The following is a 21,404-nucleotide window of genomic DNA, read 5'->3' as shown; positions in this document are numbered from 1 at the left end:
TCTTACTAATTATACGCAAATGCACAAAAAAGCGAGTGAAACAAGTTCACTCGCTTTTCCATATTATTCTGGTAAATTAATCGTTGCTTCCGCTGGCTTCGTCTCAACCAAGACCTCACCATTGTGAATTGAGTACAACATTTCGGCACGTTCATTCAACGCGTCAAACCAGTTCGTCGCATTGAAAATCAAGAAGTTCGCTGGCTTGCCAACTTCAATGCCGTATGAATCTTGTACGTACATCGTACGGGCACCGTTCTTCGTAATGAAACGGTATGAATTCATGATTTCTGAATAGCCCATAATTTGCGTCGCGTGCAAGCCCATGTGCAAGGCATCAACCATGTTTCCATTTCCCATTGGGTACCATGGATCCTTGATGTCATCTTCACCGAACGCCACATTGATACCTTCAGCGTCCAATTCCTTCACACGTGTCAAACCACGGCGCTTTGGATACGTATCAAAACGACCACCCAAGTACATGTTAATCAATGGGTTAGCCACAAAGTTAATGTCTGACATCTTTAGCAAACGCATCAACTTGTAAACATAGGCATCATTGTATGACCCCATCGCCGTCGTGTGTGAAGCGGTAACCTTTTCCTTCAACCCTGTTTCAAGGGCCAACGTTGCCATTGTCTCCAACCCGCGTGAGGCTGGATCATCAATTTCATCCGTGTGGGCATCAATCAACAAGTTGTACTTTTGTGCGACTTCAAAGGCAAAGTGCAATGACTCAACTGAGTACTCACGTGTGAACTCAAAGTGCGGAATTGCGCCAATCGCATCAACGCCAAGTTCGGCGGCCTTGATCATCAATTCCTTACCACCTGGGAATGACAAGATTCCCTCTTGTGGAAAGGCAACCAATTGGAGCGTCATCCAAGGCTTAACTTCTTCACGCACCTCAATCAGTGCCTTCAAAGCAACCAAATCAGGGTCCGTAATATCCACGTGTGAACGAACGAACTGTAAACCGTGAGTAGCTTGAATCTTCAACGCTTGAATGGCACGTTGCTTCACATCTTCATGAGACAACGTCTTCTTGCGCTCTGACCAAATACGGATACCGTCAAACAACGTTCCCGTTTCGTTCCACTCCGGATCACCAGCCGTCATCGTCGAGTCCAAGTGAACGTGAGGATCCACGAATGGTGGAATCATCAACTTGTTAGTGGCGTCGATAACTTGTTCACCTGCCTCGGGTGCCAAGTTATCTGCAATTTCTGCAAACTTGCCATCAACGACGAACATCCTTTGGCTCAGTTGCATTTTCAATTAACACTTGCTTGATTAGCATTTCTTTCTCTCCCTGGAAAAAATTAATGTTGTGAACTGTTAATCGAGTATACCACTTATTTCCTGTCTTTTGGATTTAATTTAAAGCCGTAGAAAGTACTCCCCTTGAAGGTTTGTTTAGCCATTTTACCAACTGCGGTGTAGTCTTTACCGCGCTTTGACTTGGCTGGGAAACTGATTTCTTCGCCTGCCAACAGCTTGGTGATTTCCTCGTCCGTAAATTTGTGCCCACTCCATTCTTTAGCAAAGGTAATCTCTTCACCCTTGAATGTCCCAGTCGTTTTCTCACTCACCTTACGAACCGGCTTAGGCTTGGGTGCACCCAATGTTGCCTGTAGCGCTTCAGCATTCGCGACCATGATTGGCATGTCATGTTCAACCACTTGCGTCACGGATTCAAGCAACTTCGGCACCGTCATCTTAAACTCACCGACTTCATCCATCATTTCAAATAGACGCTTAGTGATCTTCGGCGAGGCAATCCACGTGCCCTTTACCATCACCGCTGAGACATTACCGGTTTCCGTCAACGTTAGCTTACCCTTCGCCTCACGTAGCATCGCCTTTTGGCCTTTGCCCATCTCAGACAAGGTAGAAACACGCGTTGCACCAGTCCCAACATTATGCTTTTCCAAATAAGCCATAATCCACTTCGTTGACGGATGTTGTGGCTTCTTATTCGCACCTTCATGCAAATAAGGGTCAGCCATTGGTCCAAGCGCACCTGCTTGGCCATCCTCATCATCGTCATCCACACGCGTTGCCGCATATAAATCGTAGACCAACTTAAAGTTCAATTTAATAGGTAGATTGAAGGCCGTTTTAAAGTTGGGGTAATCCTGCAATTCAGCTGTGACGTGGTCATACACGTAATCTTCCGCCAACATAGCCAAATAGTTCTTTGCCAACACTTCGTAAATCGCCATGGCACTGTCGCCGTACTTCTTTAGACTCTGCACATCAGCTGGCACGTTGGTACCCGGACGGTTCGCACCGTGGGCACCTTGCGCCTTAACGTGGGTTGGTCGTGGTTGACGATGCGTTAATAAGCTCTTATCCACACCAACCAAATCAGCGATGCGATCAACCAATGGTAACAACTCATTGAATTGTTCCGGCGTCACCGTCTTGTCTTCCGTACGTGGGTATGACACCACTTGCGCTTCATACATCTTTTGATACGTGGCCAAGACTTCTTTTGACGCATACCCGCGCGGTGCCAACACAGCCGCCAAACCAGCCAAATCAAGCAATCGACCAGGGGCTTGTGTACGCGTCTGGTGCTTTTCGTTCACCACCGCACTGCTGTGATATTGTGCCATATCAGCTTGTCCTTCATCCTTGGTCGCAAAGCGCCACGGAATCACATCACCGTCCTTGGTCACGCGGCCAAACACATGCCCAGCTGGGTCCTTAAACTTCACTTCATAGTAAGGTGTGCGGACGTAGTTTTTAATCGCTTCAAGTTGCTCATAAATCTTCCAAACAATCACTGACTTCAAACGGCCTTCACGCGCCACCACCTTGTAGCCCGCTTTCTTCGCTGAAGTCGTCGCAATACGAGTTAATTGCATTGACGCGCAATCCCAACGATTACGGCTTTCACCCTTCAGGTAGGCACCGTGTTGATTTTTATCCGTGACATCAGTCAGATCACGCATGGCTGCCTTGATACTCTTCGGTGATTCATCCATGAAATTAGCGCGTAGCACTTGGCCTTTCCAGCCAATCGCATCAATCGCTTCCCATGCCAACAAATCTCCTTCACCAGACGGATCCGTATCAGTCGCGATGACCAACGCATCGTAGCCTTTCTTACTTTCTGCTTTTAGTTCATCAAGTAATTTCTTTGAGGATTCAGACTTACCGGTGCGCAGATTACGACTACGAATATAAGTTCGTTGCCACTTAAAATCGGCCAAGTTCCATGGCATATACTTCAGCGTCCATGACTTGTAGGCCTTCTGCAAATCCGGCGCCACCATTTCTTCCGGCTCCTTGAGCGTCATCACGTGACCACGTAGGTTCGTGATGTTGAAGTTATTGCCTTCAAAGCTACCAACTTTACCACCCAACGCTTTCACGAAGTTCTGCGCCGCTGATGGCTTTTCCGTAATAATCAAATAATTCGCCATACCGACCTCCTCTTGTTTTGCATGAGTTCTATTATACGTGATAAAAAGTTAGTTTTAAATTAATTTTGTAGTTTGTGGTCGTCACTTGCGTGCCGAGGCATGGTGGGTGATCAACCAAAACAGACTAGAAACGCTCGGCTGCTGCAAATGGGGCGGGTCGCTTCCGGAGCGTTCAGAAAAGGGCAACATGCCGCATGGCCGGCGCTATTCAGATAAGCCCATTCAGGACTAGAAGGATTAGGGAGAATTATTTGTCCCGCTGAATGGCGTCCGCGCCATTCGGTTTCCCTTTTCTGAACTTTGTCGGAGGAAGCGACCCGCCCCATTTGCTTCGTACGCCAGTACGAACATTCACCACAAACTAAAAAGCACCAGAACCCAAATACGAGTTCCAGTGCTCAAAATTTTTACTTCTTAATTAGCTTAGTTGCAACGTAGTAAATCAATCCCGTCAATGCCATCGCTACGAAAGTTACACCAATCGTTTGGCTGATAATGTTCACTGACTTCAAACCGAAGTACAATCCAATTCCAACTGCCCATGAGGCAATCGCAATCCAGTTCAAACCACCGTTGTACCAGTACTTACCATCCACCTTCGTGAATTGGTCAAGTGCGTATTGCCCCTTGCGGATGAAGAAGAAATCAACCAAGAAGACGGCGATTTCTGGTCCCAGGAACATCCCGATGTAGTCCAAGAACAAGATGAAGGCATCCAAGAATGTAGCGAACCACAATGGAATGAATGACACAAGCGTTGCGGCAATCGTTACGATCCACAAGGCTGGCGTTAGCTTTACCTTGTGCCACATGTTTGTCAAAGCAGATCCGGCGGCCATCAAGTTAACCGCGTTGGCCGTCGTTGATGTAATCACGATAACCAACAAAGCGATGATTCCCAAGCCCAACTTTGAGGCAATCGTTGATGGGTCTGAGTCGTTTGGATCAAAGGCATTATTCATCAATGCCGTGGCAATCGTGGCAGTCAAACCGATGAAGGCGAACCAGAACAATCCGATGTTCGCACCCAAGAATGACCAACCAGTTGCACCTGACTTACGCTTCGTGAAACGTGAGAAGTCTGATGAGGCCGTTACCCAGGCCAAGTTGAAGGCGGCCAAGATATCAACGGCTGCACCTGATGAGATGCGGACCTTTGCTGGTGGGTTCCAAGCGAAAATGTCAGCCAATGAAACGTGTTGGAACACCACGATTGATTCCCAAAGCACGAAGATGAAAACCAACACGATTCCGATACGCTCAATCATACGAACTGAACGCTCACCCAATGAGATTGATGCCAAGTGCAACAATGACATGATGATGATTCCGATAACCAAACCAGCCTTACCACCGGCTGTGTAGGCTTGCCAACCGAACAAGTCCTTGAAGATAACCGAAATCGAAATCGCGGCGATAAATGTGTTTGCGGCGGCCCAACCAATAAATTGCACAATGTTAATGATTGATGGAATAAATGAACCACGCAAACCAAATGACGCACGCGTTAATGCCATCATTGGCAATCCCGTCTTGTAACCCATGAATGATGCCAATGCCAACAAGGCATATGAGACCAAACCAGAAATAATCAATGTCGTTGACGCTGTGTACATACCTGCGGCGGCAATCACACCACCGATGTACCACGTTCCGTTATTGGCATTTGCGCCCACCCATGTGGCAAACATATCCCAATTTGACATCGTACGCTTGTCGGCTGAAATCACTTCAACGCGACCGAACTGCTTTTCCATATTCCCCTCCTTGCACCTTGGTTAACCGTTTTATTAAAAAAGGGCCACTCCGTAACAAAAAATGTACAGAGCGGCCCGTTAAAGTCTACAGTTATCCTTAGTGACGCGCTCTTTGGCCAGCTCTCGGCTGACAGTTAAAAGAACTATTCAAAATTTTCAACTTCGTCTACTATACGGGGTCATATAGGCCATGTCAACAGGTCATCTATTAGATTTGTTCCCAAGTGATTGACTCCAACGATGGGAAAATGTGAATCATGCGTTCAACTTGTTCTGAATCCAATCCAAGTTCAATCGCCGGTAGCAATGTGCCGATTACTTGCTCAGCATAGTCGCTCATTTCCGTTGCACCGACCAAATAATGCTGATCATCAAAAATCAATTCGTTTTCACCAAATTGCTCATTCATAACATTGCGGTACCAGTTCTTTAAGACATCATGAGTTTCAATCTGATACTTATCCGGAGCTGTAATTTGATCTGCTTGCAAGCCTACTTTCGCGATTCGTGGTGACGTGAAAACGACCGACGGAATAACCGGATAATCTATTGGCGCCGTTGTATCGCCCGCAAACAAGTGCATCAAATACTTCGATTCAAAAATAGCGGTTGGCGTGAGCTTAGGTTGCGTCTTATCAATCACATCCCCCGCCGCATAAATATTATCGACCGTCGTTTGCAAATGGTCATTCACCACAATTCCGTTTTTGTTGTATGCGACTCCGACCACGTCGAGCCCAAATCCTTCAACGTTTGGAATACGCCCTGTCGCGTCCAACACCCAGTCAGCCGTAACCTGAACATCAGCGACATCAGTGACGACAACTTGATTACCAATCTTTTCAGCCTTCTTCAAGCTAACGTTGCGCAAGAACGTCACCCCACGCTTGGTTAAATCAGCGATGATTTGCTCAACATATGATTGCTTAAAGCCTTTCAACGCTTGGTCACCATGCATAATCACTGTCACCTTGGCACCAGCTGCATTTGCTTGCGTCGCAAATTCCATGCCGATGTAACCCGCACCAATCACAATGACTGATGCCGGCATTTCTTCTAACGCCAAGAAGTCTTTTGAGACATGGAATAACTCCGTCCCCTCGATTGGTAAGTGATGCGAACGCAAACCGGTCGCCACCACAATCTTGTCCGTTGATAGCTGGCGATCACCCACTCGCACTGTATGGCGATCTTGCAAGATACCATAACCATTAATAATCTCAATTCCGACAGCCTCCATGCGACTAACCTTCAAGTCTGGAATACCGCCAATCACCGCCTGCTTATGCTTTTGGTTAGCTGCCCAATTAATGTGCGCATCTTTCACTGGCAATACATCCCGCATATTCTCCAATGAGCGGAGCATTGCGACTGGTGCATCTAATGTAATCTTCGGATTGCACCCATAGTTTGAACACGTCCCCCCGATGGTGCCATCCTCAATCACCGCAATGCGCTTGCCTCGCTTGGCTAGTGGTATCACGCCATCAAATGTCCCGTGACCAGTCCCCAAATACACAACGTCATAATCGTATTCTGCCATTTAATCGTCCCCCAAATTAAACAATTAGCATCTCTTAAACGACTACATCGTACCGCGTTTAACCCCTAAATACCAACAAAAGGCCAAGCACGCAAAACGTACTTAGCCTTTGTCATATTTTTATTAATCCACAACCGGACGCCATTGGTGATCAATTGGCATTTCAGTTGACCAACCAATGTATTCAACATCACCACTACCTCGTAGCCATGCCAAAATTTCATCAACAGAATGGAACGTGATGGTGCCATTGCCAGCCCCAGTTGAAAGGAATTCTTTCTTGTAACCGTCCCAAATCACAACGTGACCAACGCTGCCGTGTGCTTGATCTGCAAAATGGAAGAACACTGGCACGTAGACGTTTTCTGGGAAATCTTGATTGTTGTACATTACGGGCGCATCGTCAGCGGCCATTGCAGCCGTTTCATAACCCGAGGCGCCACCAAAAGCACCTGCAACGTATGCTAAGCACATCCAAGCTTCAGCCGGCGCATCAAGATTTGGCTGAATAACCTGCTTGTATGTCTTTGTCGTCTGTTGGCTTGGTGCCGTGGTACCAGGCACGTAGTTAATCTGCTTAATCTTCATGGTCTTACCCCCGACCGAAGCAGCTACCGCCTTATTTACTGCTGCTGATGAGACAGCATTTGTTTTTGCGTCAGATGCCGTGACCGTCACGCCACCCAACGAACTTAAAGTTGCAACTAAAAGCGCAACCGCAACCTGATTCATCCTTAATCCCTGTTTACTCATAGTACTTACTATACGTCATTCACAGTTCAATACAATATCAATCAGATTTTAAGTTTTTTACAAATTTACAACAAAGTAAATCGAAGTGGTTGACTAAATGCCACCTTTCAAAATACCCATCACCGCCAACAACATCACAACAAAGGTTGCGACTGAGCCAAGTAATGCCAACCAGGTAATGACACGGGCCACCGTCCAAACACGGTACCCTTCATAGCCGGATGTTTCCTTACGACCTTGGTACGTAAAGAACACAATCACAGCAAAGATCGACAACACCGCTTGTCCAATGACGCTCAACCATTGAACAAAGCCTTGTGGCAATACGGAAAACAGCATGTAGTTACCCAAGGCTGCTAGCCCAACTACGATTGCTAAAAGTACAGATGCCATAACACTTTCTCTCTTTCTTAAGAATTAGCCGTTGGCGTATCCACGCCAGCTGATAGTTGAATATCGTGTTCTGCTAAGATACGAATAATCTTCATATTGATGTCAGCACGTGTACCAGCCCAGTCTGCACCGTCAACCATCTTAAATTGGGCCGTAGCCATAAATTCGTGACCACGTGTCGTCACTTGATTGATATACGCCTTTTCACTACCCGTTTCAAAGCGATCATCTTCGGCCAACATAGCTTCAACATCCGTCATTGCTGCCATCATGTCCTTCGTCTTAGTCGTAATGTCCAAGTAGAATGTCAACGCTAGCTTACGTGTATCCATGCGTGACCAATTTGTAATTGGTTCGTTTGACAACGTGGCATTTGGCACAATCACCAAGGCCCCATCAAACGTACGGACCAACGTTGAACGGAACGTAATGTCCTCAGCGATTCCTTCAACAGATGGTGACTTAATCCAATCACCAATTTGAAATGGCTTCTCGGTAATGATAATGATACCGCCAAGCAAGTTCTTAATTGGATCTTGGGCCGCCATTGAAATAGCCAATCCAGCCAACCCCAGTCCGGCGAATACACCGTTCACGTTAATGCCCCAGTCAGACAAAATCATCGTAACCGTTAATGCCATCACAACGAATTGCAAACTACGCGTCAAGAATGGCATCACAATTGAATCGAGTTCAAAATTAATACGTGATCCCAAGTGGCCCAAAAGCACCGTCAATGAGCCCATCAACTTGTACAAACCATAGCCAATACTGAACATCAGCACTGAACGGTAAATGGCGTGCGCAAAATGCGTTACCAATTGTGGGGCGTGCGCTGTGTGCAAAGCAATGAGCAACCCCGTAAACAAAACAATCACACGAGCCGGATTTTCAAATGCCATCAAAACATCTGTCCAACCAGCAAAACGGTCAGGAATGCGCTTCTCAATTTGGTGGAAAATTCCGCGCACAATACCGTTAACCAAAATAATTGAAATCACAACAATCAACAAGGCCAATCCCAGTGATTGCCAGTCAAAGCTATACTGTAGCCAATGGTCAAATAATTTCACGATAATCTCCTAAAAATATCTATCATTATCTCTCATTTACAAAAAACAAGTATATCAAAAAAGCCGGCACAGTGCCGGCTTTCTGGACAAATATTAATATGAATCACCGTTAACAATTGAGTTCTTAACGATTACGTAGTCAACGTAACGCAAGTCCATCAACTCACGACCACCAGCGTAAGAAATCGCTGATTGCAAATCTTGTTCCATTTCATTCAACGTATCGTCGATGTAGCCACGGTATGGTACTAATAGCTTCTTACCTTCAACGTTCTTGTATTCACCCTTTTGGAATTGAGAGGCTGAACCGAAGTAGGTCTTGTACTTTGCGCCGTCCATCTCAATGATTTCACCCGGCGTTTCCGCGTGACCGGCAAACAATGAGCCGACCATCACCATCGTTGCCCCAAAGCGAATCGACTTGGCAATATCCCCGTTATAACGGATACCACCGTCAGCGATGATTGGCTTCTTAGCAGCCTTCGCGCACAAACGCAATGCAGCCAGTTGCCATCCCCCAGTTCCAAAGCCCGTCTTCAACTTTGTAATGCAGGCCTTACCTGGCCCAACGCCCAACTTAGTCGCATCGGCACCAGCGTTTTCCAAATCACGCACAGCTTCCGGTGTCGCAACGTTACCCGCAATCACAAAGGCAGCTGGCAAGTTTAACTTGATGTATTGAATCATCTTAATCACGGCATCTGAGTGCCCGTGCGCAATATCAATTGTGATGTATTCAGGCGTCAAACCTTCTGCCTGCAATTGATCAATAAAATCGTACTCTTCTTGCTTAATACCAACTGAAATTGATGCAAATGCACCAGCAGCTTGAAAACGGCGAACAAAATCCAAGCGCGTTTCCGGTGCAAAACGGTGCATCACATAAAAGTAGCCTTCCTTAGCCAACTTCATGGCCAAGTCATCATTGATAACCGTGGCCATATTTGCAGGCACTACCGGAATCTTAAACCGACGCCCACCAAGTTCAACCGAAGTATCCGCTTCTGAGCGGCTTTCGATGATGCACTTGTTTGGAATGAGCTGAATATCCTCGTAATCAAATACAGTTGAAAAGTCCATTTTATTATCCCCTCGATAAAACAATGTTCGGAATTTGGTTTATTTACCGGTAGTTTCCTTACCCAAGAAATAATTATAACCGAACTTATTCGTAAATCAAGTTGATAATTGTTAACGTTTTATGACTTAGTTCGGCTTTAGCAGCCTACTTGGTAAATTCACCGTACCCAAGGGCCTTTTGGGCAGCCAAATTCAATGATGACCATTGACGATCAAAGCCCGGTTGGAAGAAGAAATCAGCTTCCGCCAAATCAGTCAGTGTCAAACGTTGGGCAATTGCCAAGGCCAACGTATTACCATGTGCCGTCACATCGTAATGCTTTGCCATCACCGCCCCACCAACAATCGTTTGCGTTTCTGGTGTGTAAGCCAAGCGCACAATAATCTCACCATTCCCGCTTACGTCAGGTACAAATGCCGGACGACGAGTATCAACAAGGGTAACGGATGCAATCTCAACGCCAGACCGTTGGGCAGTAACCTCATTCAACCCTGCACTAGCAAAGCTGTACTCAAATACTGATAACGCTGAAGCTCCAACCACACCTTTGAATGGTGCCTTGGCTTCGCCGTTAATAATGGTGTGCGCAACATATTGGGCTTCACGGCGCGCTGTTGATGCCATCGCCACGGGTTGTTGCTTACCAGTTGGAATATAAAACGGCTTAATTGCATCCCCAATCGCATAAACGTTTGGTAAATTCGTGCGCAGGTAACGGTCAGTTTCAATCCAGCCACGTTGATCAAGTTGCAAAACATCCGCAAACTCGCTTGTATTGGCCTTTACCCCGATTCCTTCAATCACAACATCGGCTGGATATTCACCAGCATCCGTCACGACAGCAGTTACACGCCCGTTTTCATCGCCCTTGTAACTCTTAATGGCTTCACCGACGTGCACAGCGACACCATGTTCAATCAATGTGTCAGTGATGCGCGTCGTCATGTCGGCATCGAGATAGGCCCCTAATACTCGTGGCAACAAATCCAATACCGTTACATGCTTACCAGCCTCAACCATCGCTTCAACCGCTTCAATACCGATGTAACCTGCCCCAATCACCGCAATATTTTCCACACTATCATCATCGATGTAGGCTTTCAGTTGCTTTGCTGATTCATAACCACGCATCGGCACAATATTGGCGTTTTCTGATCCTGGCAGCGCCAAACGGGCCGGAGTCACCCCGACACTCAAAATCAATTTATCGTAAGCAAATTGCGTCTTAGAATCCCCGTTTAATGTCAGCATTTGCTTATCCGCATCAATTCCCGTCACCTTCGTGTTATTTAAAACGTGCCACCAAGCGATTCAATATCAGCTGACTTAAAGTTTCGAACTGCCTCAGCTTCCGGCACCCGACCCGTTAAATATAACGTCATCCCACATGACATAAATGACACGAAGTCCCCCGCCTCAAAAATCGTCACTTCAAAGTTATCCGATTGTGTCAGCAACTCCAACGCAGCTTCGTGACCACCGTGTGATGCCCCAATAATCGCTACTTTTTCCTTCGTCATAATATCCCCCTTCTGTGTCCTTATACGGTAGGACACGCTCACCAACAGTTTCAGACCCCATGTTCGTGTTGTTTTTCACTCAAAAAAGTCACAGTAAACACTGTGTTTCTTTTATCGGAAACACGATATATGTGAAGTCCGTAATTTAACCCTACCATTTATGAAATGTCCTTAACTATTCATCTTTTGAAATGATTTCAAATATCATTAGCGTTGCTCTTTAGCCCCCTGATGGATTGTGCATCGCCCTTGTTATTGCTATACTAAACACTGTTAGTAAAACTTTCGGGGTCGTTACGGAATCGACTGGCATTGTTCGTGCTAGCACTGCGTTTAGGGGTTGTGGCCCTATAATCCACTCAGAAGAATTAACTGCAAACAATTCACAAAACACTTACGCAGTAGCTGCCTAAAAACCAGCCTGCGTTGCCTATGCACAGCTTTGATTACGGGTTGCGCTAGGTTTTAAAACTAAGTAATCTGCGCCAACTGTTCGCCACCTGAGGGTAGTTGGAAGAGGATAATCAGGCTGGTCTAGTTGATCGCCGCGCGGAATGGCGTGCACTAGATGAGACTCAAATTATTCAGCTATGAACGTAGACGTGTTAGTAACGAGATGGTAGGACAGGGGTTCAACTCCCCTCGGCTCCATAGAAAAAACGCATGACATCAAGCAGTCGCTTGGTATCATGCGTTTTCTTTTTGCTTTACAAAGCTGCCATCATTTCGCGCAACATTGATTGGCGGTAGATTGGGCGGTTGTTGAACTTGCGACGTTCTACTTCTACTTCCTTCTCCGCACGGTCAGAAGCCGCCTTGGCAATGGCTTGTGTTTCAGTTGGGCCAACTTCACCTTGCGCTTGTTGCATTTGCGTGAACAACGCAATAAAGGCGTAGTAAGCACCCAAGAACCAACCATTGAAGTATGGCATCACCACATTGGCTTGACCAATCTTGTCGTGATTGTGGTGCGTAATCTCGTGATATTCTTCAGACAACATGCTCTTAATTTGCGCATACAAATCAGAACTGTTCTTGCGAGCCACCTTGTCCAAGGTACCAAAGTTGTCCAATGCAAACTTCTCCGCACGGTCAACCCATTCTGCCGTTTGCTCTTCTGGATTGATGTTCTCAACTTCAGCAAACACTTCCAAGTGAGCATCCACATACCCGCGCTTCATGCCGGCCAACAAAACCGGCTTCAAGATGTCATCAACCTTGGCCAAATTCAAGTTGTCATTCAACTTAGCAACCGCTTGCTCAAAATCTTCTTCAATCATATCTCGGCATCTCCCAAAACTTAAAAATCATGTACCCAACTATACCATAGAAAATTAAAACGCTGCTACGAACAAACGTAACAGCGTTTCTTGTTATTCATGGCTTGGCGGTCCGCCTCTCCAGGCGATCGCGATTATATGAGATAGGTGTGTGAGTATTATATTGTGAGAGATGCCAAACCACGCGCCGAACTTACTATTCATAAGTTCGTGATAACTGTATTTTAGACTAAAACTACCCCATTTTCAATGTGATGGTTTTAACAAGTGTTCTACTAGTGGAACACAATTCCTCCGTCGACTACCAACGTTTGACCCGTCATGTAGTTTGAGTCCTTACCAGCCAAGAAGGCAACCGCTGATGCGACTTCTTCTGGCTCTGACAAACGACCCAAAGCGATACCGTTTGTGCCATTCCCCAATCGTCATCCTTACCAGCATTTTGACCAACTTCGTGAGCAATATCAAACATCATTGGCGTCTTAACAATTCCAGGTGCAAAGGCGTTAACCGTGATGCCCAATGGTGCCAACTCCTTGGCTGTCGTTTGCGTAATACCACGGATCGCAAACTTTGAAGCGCCATAAACCGTCAAATCTGGATTTCCTTCCACACCAGCTTGTGATGTGGCGTTAATAATCTTACCCCCGTGGCCAGCCTTCTTAAAGGCTTCCACCGCAGCTTGCGTTCCCCACACTGTACCGTTGATGTTCGTATCAAATGTCCAGCGCATTGTCTCTTCGTCAACTTCCATGATTGGCGTTGTTGGTGCAACACCTGCGTTGTTAATCACAACTGTTAAGTCCCCAAAATGATCAACCGTCTTTTGTACACCAGCAAATACGTCATCGCGCTTTGCGACATCTGCAGCGACTGCCAACGCAGCATCAGGGTGAACAGCGTTAATCTCATTCGCAACACGTTCTACCTTTGACAAAGTGCGACCCACTACCGCAACCTTGAAACCATCATCTGCCAAACGCTTAGCAATTGCCTCGCCGATTCCTTGTCCTGCTCCCGTGATAAATGCAACATCAGCCATGATATTTACCTCTCAATTAATTTTATTTATTATCTCTTGCTCACTTCTACACAAATTAGTTTACTTCTTTTTCGAAAGTTTGTAAATGTGATTTTATTCACATTTAGTTCTATGAGCGAAACAAAAGACGAGACGACCCTAATTTAAGTCATCTCGTCCTTGTCATAAAATTATTGAGCTGTGTATCCACCGTCGATGACGAACTCTGCACCAGTGGCGAACTTTGATTCGTCTGATGCCAAGTATACGCAGATCCAAGCGATGTCATCAGGCTCACCCATGCGTCCCATTGGCGTCTTCAAACGTTGCGTAACGTATGGTGCCACTGAGTCACCCTCACCTGATCCATCAGTCATTGGCGTTGCGATGTAACCAGGGTGCACTGTGTTAACACGAATGTTCAAGTCGTTTTGTGCTGCATAAACAGCAGCTGACTTTGAGAACAAACGCACGGCACCCTTTGAGGCGTTGTATGAAGCCGTCATCGTATCACCAACCAAGCCAAGGATTGATGACATGTTGATGATTGAGCCACCGCCGTGCTCCTTCATAGCACGGAAGCCGTATTGCGTACCCAAGTACATACCATCAGCGTTGATGCTCATCAACTTGCGGTATGCTTCGAACGTGTCGTGCTCAATATCATTCGTTGCACCAATTCCGGCGTTGTTTACCAACACATTTAGTGGTCCAAATGCTTCTTCAGTATAAGCAATCAAGTCCTTCCAACCTTGCTCATCAGCTGAGTCATGTTGTTGGAAACGAATCACATCGTCCCCACCAAGCTCAGCAGCTGTTGCTTCACCGACGTTTGCGCGACGTCCAGTAATGACAACCTTTGCGCCTTCATCAATAAAGCGTTGTGCAATAGCCTTTCCCAAACCAGTAGTTCCACCAGTAACGATAGCAACCTTGCCCTTCAAACGATCTACCATGATAAGTAATACCTCACTATTATTTTTTCTTTGATTACTTAGGATGGTACGTATCAAATATGAAGATTTTTAACATGAGCACTTGGATTCAGAATTGTTCGATTTTCGGTCATAATTGCAATCATAAAATACAAGTCATTAGCCATCGTACAGAAAAAGCTGTATAATGCTGGTATAGATTGGAGGTGTTAGTATGAGCTCAACAAAGAAAAATATCACTATCAAAGTCGATGAAATCATTGAAGCATGAAGCTGAAGACATTCTTGATGATATGGGCCTCAACATGACTACCCTATTCACAATGACCTTAAAAAGAGTTGTTCATGATCGTCAACTTCCGTTCACACCATCAGCACAACCCGCCCCACTAGATGAAGTAACAAAGCGAGCTGTAATAGAAAGTTACGCTAAAGAAATCGGTTTAATCCCCGATGATGATATCACTATGACACCTGAGGAATTCCGAAAGCGTTATACAGACAATGTACGAGATTAAATTTTCAAAGCGTTTTTTAAAAGATATTGATAACTTACAGTTCGATTTCAATCTATCCAAGCAAGAAATCAGAATGGCTAAAAACGAAATATTTGATGCAGTAGACATGCTAGCAGAAAATGGCACGTTGCCCGCAGAATATTTTGACCACGAATTAAAGGAACGGCCATGGGTCGGATTCAATGAATTCCACGTATTCTCTGATTTACTAGTTGTCTATTTTCGAATCGATGCCAAGCAGCGAATTCGAATGGTTCGCATTCGAAACCACTCTAATCTCCGTCAAGGAGAAGAATAACGACTACCTAAATTTGTATACTTAGCAACAAGGCTACTGTGTTTCTACAACGAAACACAGTAGCCTCTTTTTAGCTTATCCGTTTACATTCAACACTTAACGTTAAACATGCAGCTAAATGACATCCACCACACTCAATAATTCCAGCAACGCGGTAGCTACTTCGCCACCCTTGTTTCCTGCTTTTCCACCAGCACGGTGTTGGGCTTGTTCCAAAGAATCGGCCGTCAACACACCGAATACGGTCGGTACGCCAGTTTTCAAACCAACTTGTGCAATCCCAGACATTGACCCATTAATCACTAAATCATAGTGGTCAGTCTCGCCACGAATCACTGCACCCAAAGTAACAATGCCATCATACTTTTGCGTCAAGGCAACCTTTTCAGCTACCAATGGGATTTCAAACGCACCTGGCACGTAATAAACATCAATATTAGTCTCTACGACGCCATGCATCATTAAAGCTTCCTTTGCACCGGCTAGCAAAGCATCCGTAATCAACGTATTGAAACGACTCATCACAATTGCAATGTGACGTTGCTCATGGTTGGTCAATGTTCCTGCATAAATTGTCATGTTATTCTCCTTTTAAATCATGTGTGCAAACTTATCGCGCTTTGTGTCCATGTACCCTTGATTCACGTTATTCACACCCGTAATGAGTGGCACCCGTTCGACAACTTCAATGCCGTGGGCCTCGAGTTGGGCAATCTTGGCTGGATTATTTGTCAACAAACGTACCTTATCGTATCCCGCGTCCTTCAGAATTTGGGCAGCATGCGCGTAATCGCGTTCATCAGGTTGGTGTCCCAGGTGAACATTAGCCTGGTACGTATCGTACCCATTTTCTTGCAACACGTAGGTACGGAGCTTTTCAGCCAGTCCGATGCCGCGACCTTCTTGACGTAGATAAACTACTGCCCCACCTTGGGCATCAATTTGACGCAATGCCTCGTGAAGCTGTGGTCCACACTCACAACGAAATGACCCCAGTACTTCACCGGTCAGACATTCCGAATGCAAGCGAACCAATGGTACCGTTCCTCCAGACGTGGCTTTTTCAACCAGCAAATCCGGTTCGCGATTTTCCGACAGATAATCCGTTACCGCAAACGTCCCATATGCACTTGGCAATTTAATAGTTGGACCCACTGTGTAATCACGCGCCATTTGCGTCTCACGATACGCGATTAACTCCGCAATCGTTAACGTCGCTAACCCTTCACGTTCAGCAATCTCAGCCAACGCCGTTTCGCGCGCCATTCGGCCATCTTCTGCCAAAATCTCGATAATGTAAGCCACCGGTGACACGCCCGCCAGCTTCGCTAAATCAACCGCTGCTTCTGTGTGACCTGGTCGTGCCAACACGCCATCGGCTTCAGCGACTAATGGGAAAATATGCCCTGGTCGATCAAAATCAGTTGCGTCTGCGGACAAATTCGCTAGTTCTCGAATGGTGAATGCCCGTTCCACGGCTGATACTCCCGTGGTATTCTCACGGTGATCAACACTAACCGTGAACTTGGTACCAAATTTTTCAGTATTATGCGCAACCATTTGGGTTAAGGACAACGCCTCTGCCCGTTCAGCGGCCATTGGTGCACACAACACACCGCGACCAATTCGCAACGCAGCATTCACGCTTGCCGTTGTCGCAAACGAAGCCAAGCCAACCAAGTCACCTTCATGCTCGCGTTGGCTGTCATCACTCAAAATGATAAGTTCACCTCGCTTCAAGGCTTGTAGCGCCTTTTCAACACGTTCTCGAATTTCCTGGTTCATCTTATGCACGCTCCTTTGCTAAATACTTGGCCAGAATGTCGGTCTCTAAATTAACGTCATCCCCAACTTGCACATCCTGCAACATCGTATGCGTCAATGTATGTGGAATCAGTCCCACTGTGAACGTCGTGGCTGTCGTTTCAATCACCGTCAGACTCACGCCATTCATTGCAATCGAACCCTTCGGTACAATTTGTTTCATCAAGGCTTGGTTCTTTGGTTGCACCGTAAAGTAGACCGTTTCGTCAACCAGATGTCCGTCTGTTACCTGCCCCGTTCCATCCACATGCCCTAAAACAAAGTGACCATCAAACCGATCAGTGGCCAGCATGGCTTTCTCCAAATTGACGCGAGTGCCCGATTGATACTGACCTATTTTCGTCGTCATCACAGTTGGCACCATCACATCAAACGTCGCCTCCGTGGCAGTCTTCGTGGTAATTGTTAAGCACACCCCATCAATCATGATGCTGTCGCCTAACTTGGCATCTGCGAAATAATTTGTTGGCGTCGTAACTGTCAGACGACGCTCTTGTTCATGTCGTTGGGCAAGCTCAGTCACTTGCCCAACAGTCGATACAATTCCTGTAAACATTATTTTCTCTCCCGGTAATAAATATGATGCATCGCGTTACCGATACGCTCTGAAACGGTCGCCCTGGTTGTTGGCACCTGAATACCAGCCACCCCCGTCCCAAAGACCGTTGTGGTTTGGTAAATATCCAACCGCTGCCACAAATCCGCGGCTAAGAACGCCCGTAGCACAGCCCCACCGCCTTCAACTAGAACTGATTGCACACCTCGCTGGCCAAGGTCATTCAGCACCGACTGCAAACGACCATCAAATAAAATGGCCTGTTCGGCCGTCGCTGCAAACGCCTCATTCATGGTGTAAATTAATGTGCGGTCATCGACGAATTGGGATTCGCTTTGCAGTCGTCCACGTCGGTCAAGGATCACACGCAATGGCTGGGGATGTGTTATCGATGTATGGCGCACCGTCAAACTTGGCGTGTCCGTTAATGCTGTTTCACTACCAACAATAATCGCGCCAACTTCTGCACGTTGTTCATGCGTTACAACATCCGTACTGGCATCCGTAATTTTCGTCGATTGCCCCACCGCCTTGGTGATGAACCCATCCGCGCTCTGCGCCACTTTCAACATGACGTATGGTTGCCCAGTTTCGAAAAAGTGATGAAAACCAGGGTTCAACTTCTCGCTCACCGGTTGGTTTAGCACATCAACGATAATGCCAGCCGCGCGCAACTTGCGAATGCCTTGACCATGCACCAACGGATTCGGATCACCTTGGCCAACGACAACCCGACCAATCCCAGCAGCCACTATCGCATCAGCACATGCACCAACTTTGCCAACGTGAGCACATGGTTCGAGCGTGACGTACATCGTGGCGTTATTTAAATCAGCTGGGTTATCCACCTGTTGCATGGCATCCACTTCTGCATGCGCTTGACCAAATTGGTGATGATAGCCTGTCGCTAACACCGCACCATTTTTGACAATCACCGCGCCAACCCGCGGATTGGTCCAGGTCTCCTTTGGGGCAGCTTTTTCAGCTGCTGCTACCGCCACTTGCATCATTGTTAAATCATCCATATCTTCCCCTAACTACTCCGGGAATAAAAAAACGGCATGATGTTGACCATCATACCGGAGCGTAGTTATTGTTTGAGGTATCGCAAAAAACGTACTAGGCCACTGAAAAAAGCGTGCACTAATACAAAGATTGATATCTTCTCCCATCCAGACTTTACTGTCGGTTGCAGATTCACACTGCATCAACCGCATCGCTAAACTAGCTTTGCGGGTCACGGACTGAGGCATACGCCATCACCGTCGGTCGGGAATTTCACCCTGCCCCGAAGATTTATTCATGATTTATTTAACAAGGTCAGTCTAACGTTATGTCGTCAGCTTTGTAAATCTCAATTCTTTAACAAACCGGCAAAAAATAAAAACATCTCAGTTTTGCACCGAGATGTTTCGTTCTAGTATTTATTGTATTTTTGCACGTGGAAAGTCCCAATGATAATCAAGACAAATGCCATAACCGCAACGGCTACCATTTCATACATGTAAGTTTCTAAGCCGATTTTATTCGGTGAAATCATGTAATTAATTGGCACATAATAGTTGACTGCTAATGCAATAAATAACAACCATTGCCAAGCCGGCAAATGAATATTGACTCGTGGCGCATTTTTAAACAAATGCTTCTTGCGGTAGTTGTTGATATCAATTGCGTATAGGCCATAGAAACCTGCCGCGCCAAGCAAATAATACGACAACTGTTGACCTGGATGATAGGCATTAGCGTACATTAGCCATGCATCAATGGCAAATGCCACCAACATCAGTAATGAATACCCAAACCAATCAACGTTAACCTTTGCTAGTCCAGCAATTCGCTTAGGCTTTTTTACTGGCTTCATCGGTTGATTCCTAGTAGTTGCTGCTGGGCGTTTGTCTCTTGGTGTGGTAACCTGTGGCTTTTTGTTCACCAATTTTTGTGCCACCGGTTCTTCATCTACCATCAGATAGTTTGTTGGCACCTTACGCAGATATTCAGTTTCCAAGTACAACTTATCGAATTCAGTGCGCTTAATCGCGATTCTTTTTATCGACGTATCGAACACGATACCTTTTAGGTCTGAAAACTGACTGAACATGTTATTGATATAATCCAATCGCTTAATCATTAGCAATGGATGCTGATCTTTAATCGCATCCCTGGTTCGCAGGTATATATGCAAATATTCTTGGCCTTTGTAGGGGATTGTTTCACTCACACGTGTATTGTCATCAGCCAGATATGGTCGTCCAACGATATCTCGGGCAACTTGGTGGTCGGTCGTGAAAATGGGTTGGACGTATAATGCCGTTTCGAACAATGGCGATAACGTCTCAATTATCCTCATACGATCTGCCGGTTTCGTAACATAAGTTAACTGGTTCAGTCCTTGAATAAGTTCTTCGTTAAGTACATCCTGATTCACATAAAACAAATCAGCATTATCATCCCCAACGTCACCTAGTTTGTTGTCAGACGCCTTTTCGTCAAATGATATGCGATAAATATCATCCTCCACCGCAATCATACGAACCAAGGCACGTTCCTTTTCATAAACACGGACCTTTGCTCGTTGACGGTTAGTGGCACTGACGGGGATGATGCGACCGATTATAATCGCCAGCAAAATCAGAATTGCGGTCGGCAACAAGCCTCGTCGACCAAGCACTGGCACCGCCATGAGTGCCAAAATAACTAGCGTAATAACGGCCACGAAATTCCAAGTTTGTCGGGCATACCGATCAATCCGTCGGTCGTTCTTTGTCCGCATCGTTTCTAGGTTTTCATGGAGCCGATTAAGTTCATTCAAACGTAGCTCAATCGCGACAACACCGACCGGCGCTGCCACCTGTTCTGGCGCCTGAATTGGCAAATCATCTGCAACCGTACCTGTAACGGCACCGATATCACGGCCATCCAATTCGTCCAATAACAATGACTTAGGTAACGTCACATCATCCGTGCCTGGATTCAGAATAATCCCATCAATACGTTCATCAGTCGCCAACCGGTTTAACAAATATGGCATCTGTACCTGCATCGTATCCGGTTCGCGTTGACCGGCACGGCTCTTAGCCAAGTCAGTATAGGTGACTAAATATGTGCGTTCATCACGGATCGTATAGCTTAATTTCGAATGGACATCCGGTTCGCCAACGACGTAACTGTACCCCGATACTGATGTGTGGCGCATTTTCGCATCAACTAACACCGGTACCAACAACGTCACATCCGTTAATGCACGGGCTAGCACGCGTAAATCACGCACCTGTCCACGAACTGTTTGCTGCTTCAGATACCGCCTAATTTTGTGATTTAATTCTCGATTCGTCTGGTTAATATTTAAAAAGACGCGTTCCATACTGCTCCCTCTTTTGCATTCTCTTCATTCCATAATAGGCCGAATACAAAATCG

16 protein-coding genes, 1 other RNA gene, 3 pseudogenes and 1 riboswitch are annotated in these 21,404 nt (G+C 46.1%); of the genes and pseudogenes, 3 read left to right on the top strand and 17 right to left on the bottom strand.

The annotated features are described in order from the left end of the window. Positions 1 to 63: 63 nt before the first annotated feature. The 9 genes and pseudogenes from codA to OIT45_RS08095 form a co-directional block, all read right to left on the bottom strand. Positions 64 to 1,303 (bottom strand): annotated as a pseudogene (gene codA, locus OIT45_RS08135) (cytosine deaminase). A 55-nt stretch (positions 1,304 to 1,358) separates the two neighbouring features. Next, positions 1,359 to 3,437, bottom strand: coding sequence for a DNA topoisomerase (locus OIT45_RS08130; RefSeq protein WP_264339986.1), 2,079 nt, complete (start codon positions 3,435 to 3,437; stop codon positions 1,359 to 1,361). A gap of 407 nt (positions 3,438 to 3,844) precedes the next feature. Next, the gene (locus OIT45_RS08125) at positions 3,845 to 5,194 is read right to left on the bottom strand and encodes a cytosine permease (RefSeq protein ID WP_199404329.1); all 1,350 of its coding nucleotides are present in this window, start codon (positions 5,192 to 5,194) and stop codon (positions 3,845 to 3,847) included. Positions 5,195 to 5,402: 208 nt separating this feature from the next. Beyond that, the gene (locus OIT45_RS08120; protein WP_199404330.1) at positions 5,403 to 6,737 is read right to left on the bottom strand and encodes a dihydrolipoyl dehydrogenase family protein; all 1,335 of its coding nucleotides are present in this window, start codon (positions 6,735 to 6,737) and stop codon (positions 5,403 to 5,405) included. A 123-nt stretch (positions 6,738 to 6,860) separates the two neighbouring features. Continuing rightward, positions 6,861 to 7,469, bottom strand: coding sequence for a hypothetical protein (locus OIT45_RS08115; protein WP_199404331.1), 609 nt, complete (start codon positions 7,467 to 7,469; stop codon positions 6,861 to 6,863). A 114-nt stretch (positions 7,470 to 7,583) separates the two neighbouring features. Then, positions 7,584 to 7,883, bottom strand: a complete 300-nt coding sequence (locus tag OIT45_RS08110) for a hypothetical protein (protein ID WP_199404332.1) — start codon at positions 7,881 to 7,883, stop codon at positions 7,584 to 7,586. A gap of 17 nt (positions 7,884 to 7,900) precedes the next feature. Beyond that, a complete protein-coding gene (locus OIT45_RS08105) occupies positions 7,901 to 8,956 on the bottom strand; it encodes a mechanosensitive ion channel family protein (protein WP_199404333.1) in 1,056 nt (351 codons plus the stop codon). A gap of 93 nt (positions 8,957 to 9,049) precedes the next feature. After that, the gene (locus tag OIT45_RS08100; RefSeq protein WP_199404334.1) at positions 9,050 to 10,036 is read right to left on the bottom strand and encodes a GMP reductase; all 987 of its coding nucleotides are present in this window, start codon (positions 10,034 to 10,036) and stop codon (positions 9,050 to 9,052) included. A 145-nt stretch (positions 10,037 to 10,181) separates the two neighbouring features. Beyond that, positions 10,182 to 11,557 (bottom strand): annotated as a pseudogene (locus tag OIT45_RS08095) (FAD-dependent oxidoreductase). A 287-nt stretch (positions 11,558 to 11,844) separates the two neighbouring features. On the opposite strand from OIT45_RS08095, the gene ssrA reads away from it, so the two are divergent. Beyond that, positions 11,845 to 12,211: a transfer-messenger RNA gene (ssrA, locus tag OIT45_RS08090) on the top strand. A gap of 53 nt (positions 12,212 to 12,264) precedes the next feature. Here ssrA and OIT45_RS08085 read toward each other — a convergent pair. The 3 genes and pseudogenes from OIT45_RS08085 to OIT45_RS08075 all read right to left on the bottom strand — a co-directional run bounded on the left by OIT45_RS08085 (position 12,265) and on the right by OIT45_RS08075 (position 14,814). Beyond that, on the bottom strand, positions 12,265 to 12,837 hold the full coding sequence (locus OIT45_RS08085; RefSeq protein WP_135798296.1) for a hypothetical protein: 573 nt from the start codon (positions 12,835 to 12,837) through the stop codon (positions 12,265 to 12,267). Between the two features lie 275 nt (positions 12,838 to 13,112). After that, a pseudogene (locus tag OIT45_RS08080) lies at positions 13,113 to 13,879 on the bottom strand ((S)-acetoin forming diacetyl reductase). A 170-nt stretch (positions 13,880 to 14,049) separates the two neighbouring features. Further along, on the bottom strand, positions 14,050 to 14,814 hold the full coding sequence (locus tag OIT45_RS08075) for a glucose 1-dehydrogenase (RefSeq protein WP_056973185.1): 765 nt from the start codon (positions 14,812 to 14,814) through the stop codon (positions 14,050 to 14,052). 230 nt (positions 14,815 to 15,044) lie between these two features. Between OIT45_RS08075 and OIT45_RS08070 the strand changes: the two genes are divergently transcribed. Together OIT45_RS08070 and OIT45_RS08065 are read left to right on the top strand one after the other, a co-directional pair. Beyond that, positions 15,045 to 15,311, top strand: a complete 267-nt coding sequence (locus tag OIT45_RS08070; protein ID WP_264339984.1) for a type II toxin-antitoxin system RelB/DinJ family antitoxin — start codon at positions 15,045 to 15,047, stop codon at positions 15,309 to 15,311. Continuing rightward, positions 15,298 to 15,609: a type II toxin-antitoxin system YafQ family toxin gene (locus OIT45_RS08065; protein WP_199404336.1), complete on the top strand. Its 312-nt coding sequence runs from the start codon at positions 15,298 to 15,300 to the stop codon at positions 15,607 to 15,609. Before OIT45_RS08070 ends, OIT45_RS08065 begins: the two co-directional genes overlap by 14 nt. 114 nt (positions 15,610 to 15,723) lie before the next feature. Here OIT45_RS08065 and ribH read toward each other — a convergent pair whose 3' ends face one another. The 5 genes from ribH to OIT45_RS08040 form a co-directional block, all read right to left on the bottom strand. Beyond that, on the bottom strand, positions 15,724 to 16,188 hold the full coding sequence (gene ribH / locus OIT45_RS08060) for a 6,7-dimethyl-8-ribityllumazine synthase (protein WP_199404337.1): 465 nt from the start codon (positions 16,186 to 16,188) through the stop codon (positions 15,724 to 15,726). A gap of 12 nt (positions 16,189 to 16,200) precedes the next feature. Next, the gene (ribA, locus tag OIT45_RS08055; protein ID WP_206767448.1) at positions 16,201 to 17,394 is read right to left on the bottom strand and encodes a GTP cyclohydrolase II; all 1,194 of its coding nucleotides are present in this window, start codon (positions 17,392 to 17,394) and stop codon (positions 16,201 to 16,203) included. 1 nt (position 17,395) lies between these two features. Beyond that, complete coding sequence (locus tag OIT45_RS08050) at positions 17,396 to 17,989, bottom strand: riboflavin synthase (protein ID WP_199404338.1); 594 nt, start codon at positions 17,987 to 17,989, stop codon at positions 17,396 to 17,398. Continuing rightward, entirely contained in the window at positions 17,989 to 19,014 is a 1,026-nt protein-coding gene (ribD, locus tag OIT45_RS08045) for a bifunctional diaminohydroxyphosphoribosylaminopyrimidine deaminase/5-amino-6-(5-phosphoribosylamino)uracil reductase RibD (RefSeq protein WP_199404339.1), read from the bottom strand. The genes OIT45_RS08050 and ribD overlap by 1 nt, the downstream gene beginning before the upstream one ends. Positions 19,015 to 19,145: 131 nt before the next feature. Continuing rightward, a riboswitch (FMN riboswitch) is annotated at positions 19,146 to 19,289 on the bottom strand. A gap of 117 nt (positions 19,290 to 19,406) precedes the next feature. Then, positions 19,407 to 21,350 (bottom strand): SseB family protein, encoded by a 1,944-nt coding sequence (locus OIT45_RS08040; protein WP_199404340.1) that lies wholly within the window; start codon positions 21,348 to 21,350, stop codon positions 19,407 to 19,409. Between the last annotated feature and the right edge of the window lie 54 nt (positions 21,351 to 21,404).

It is taken from the genome of Weissella sp. LMG 11983, assembly GCF_025908495.1.
Classification (GTDB): Bacteria; Bacillota; Bacilli; order Lactobacillales; family Lactobacillaceae; genus Weissella; species Weissella fermenti.
The sequence above is the reverse complement of the archived record's forward strand: the minus strand, read 5'-3'. Positions and strand labels throughout refer to the sequence as shown.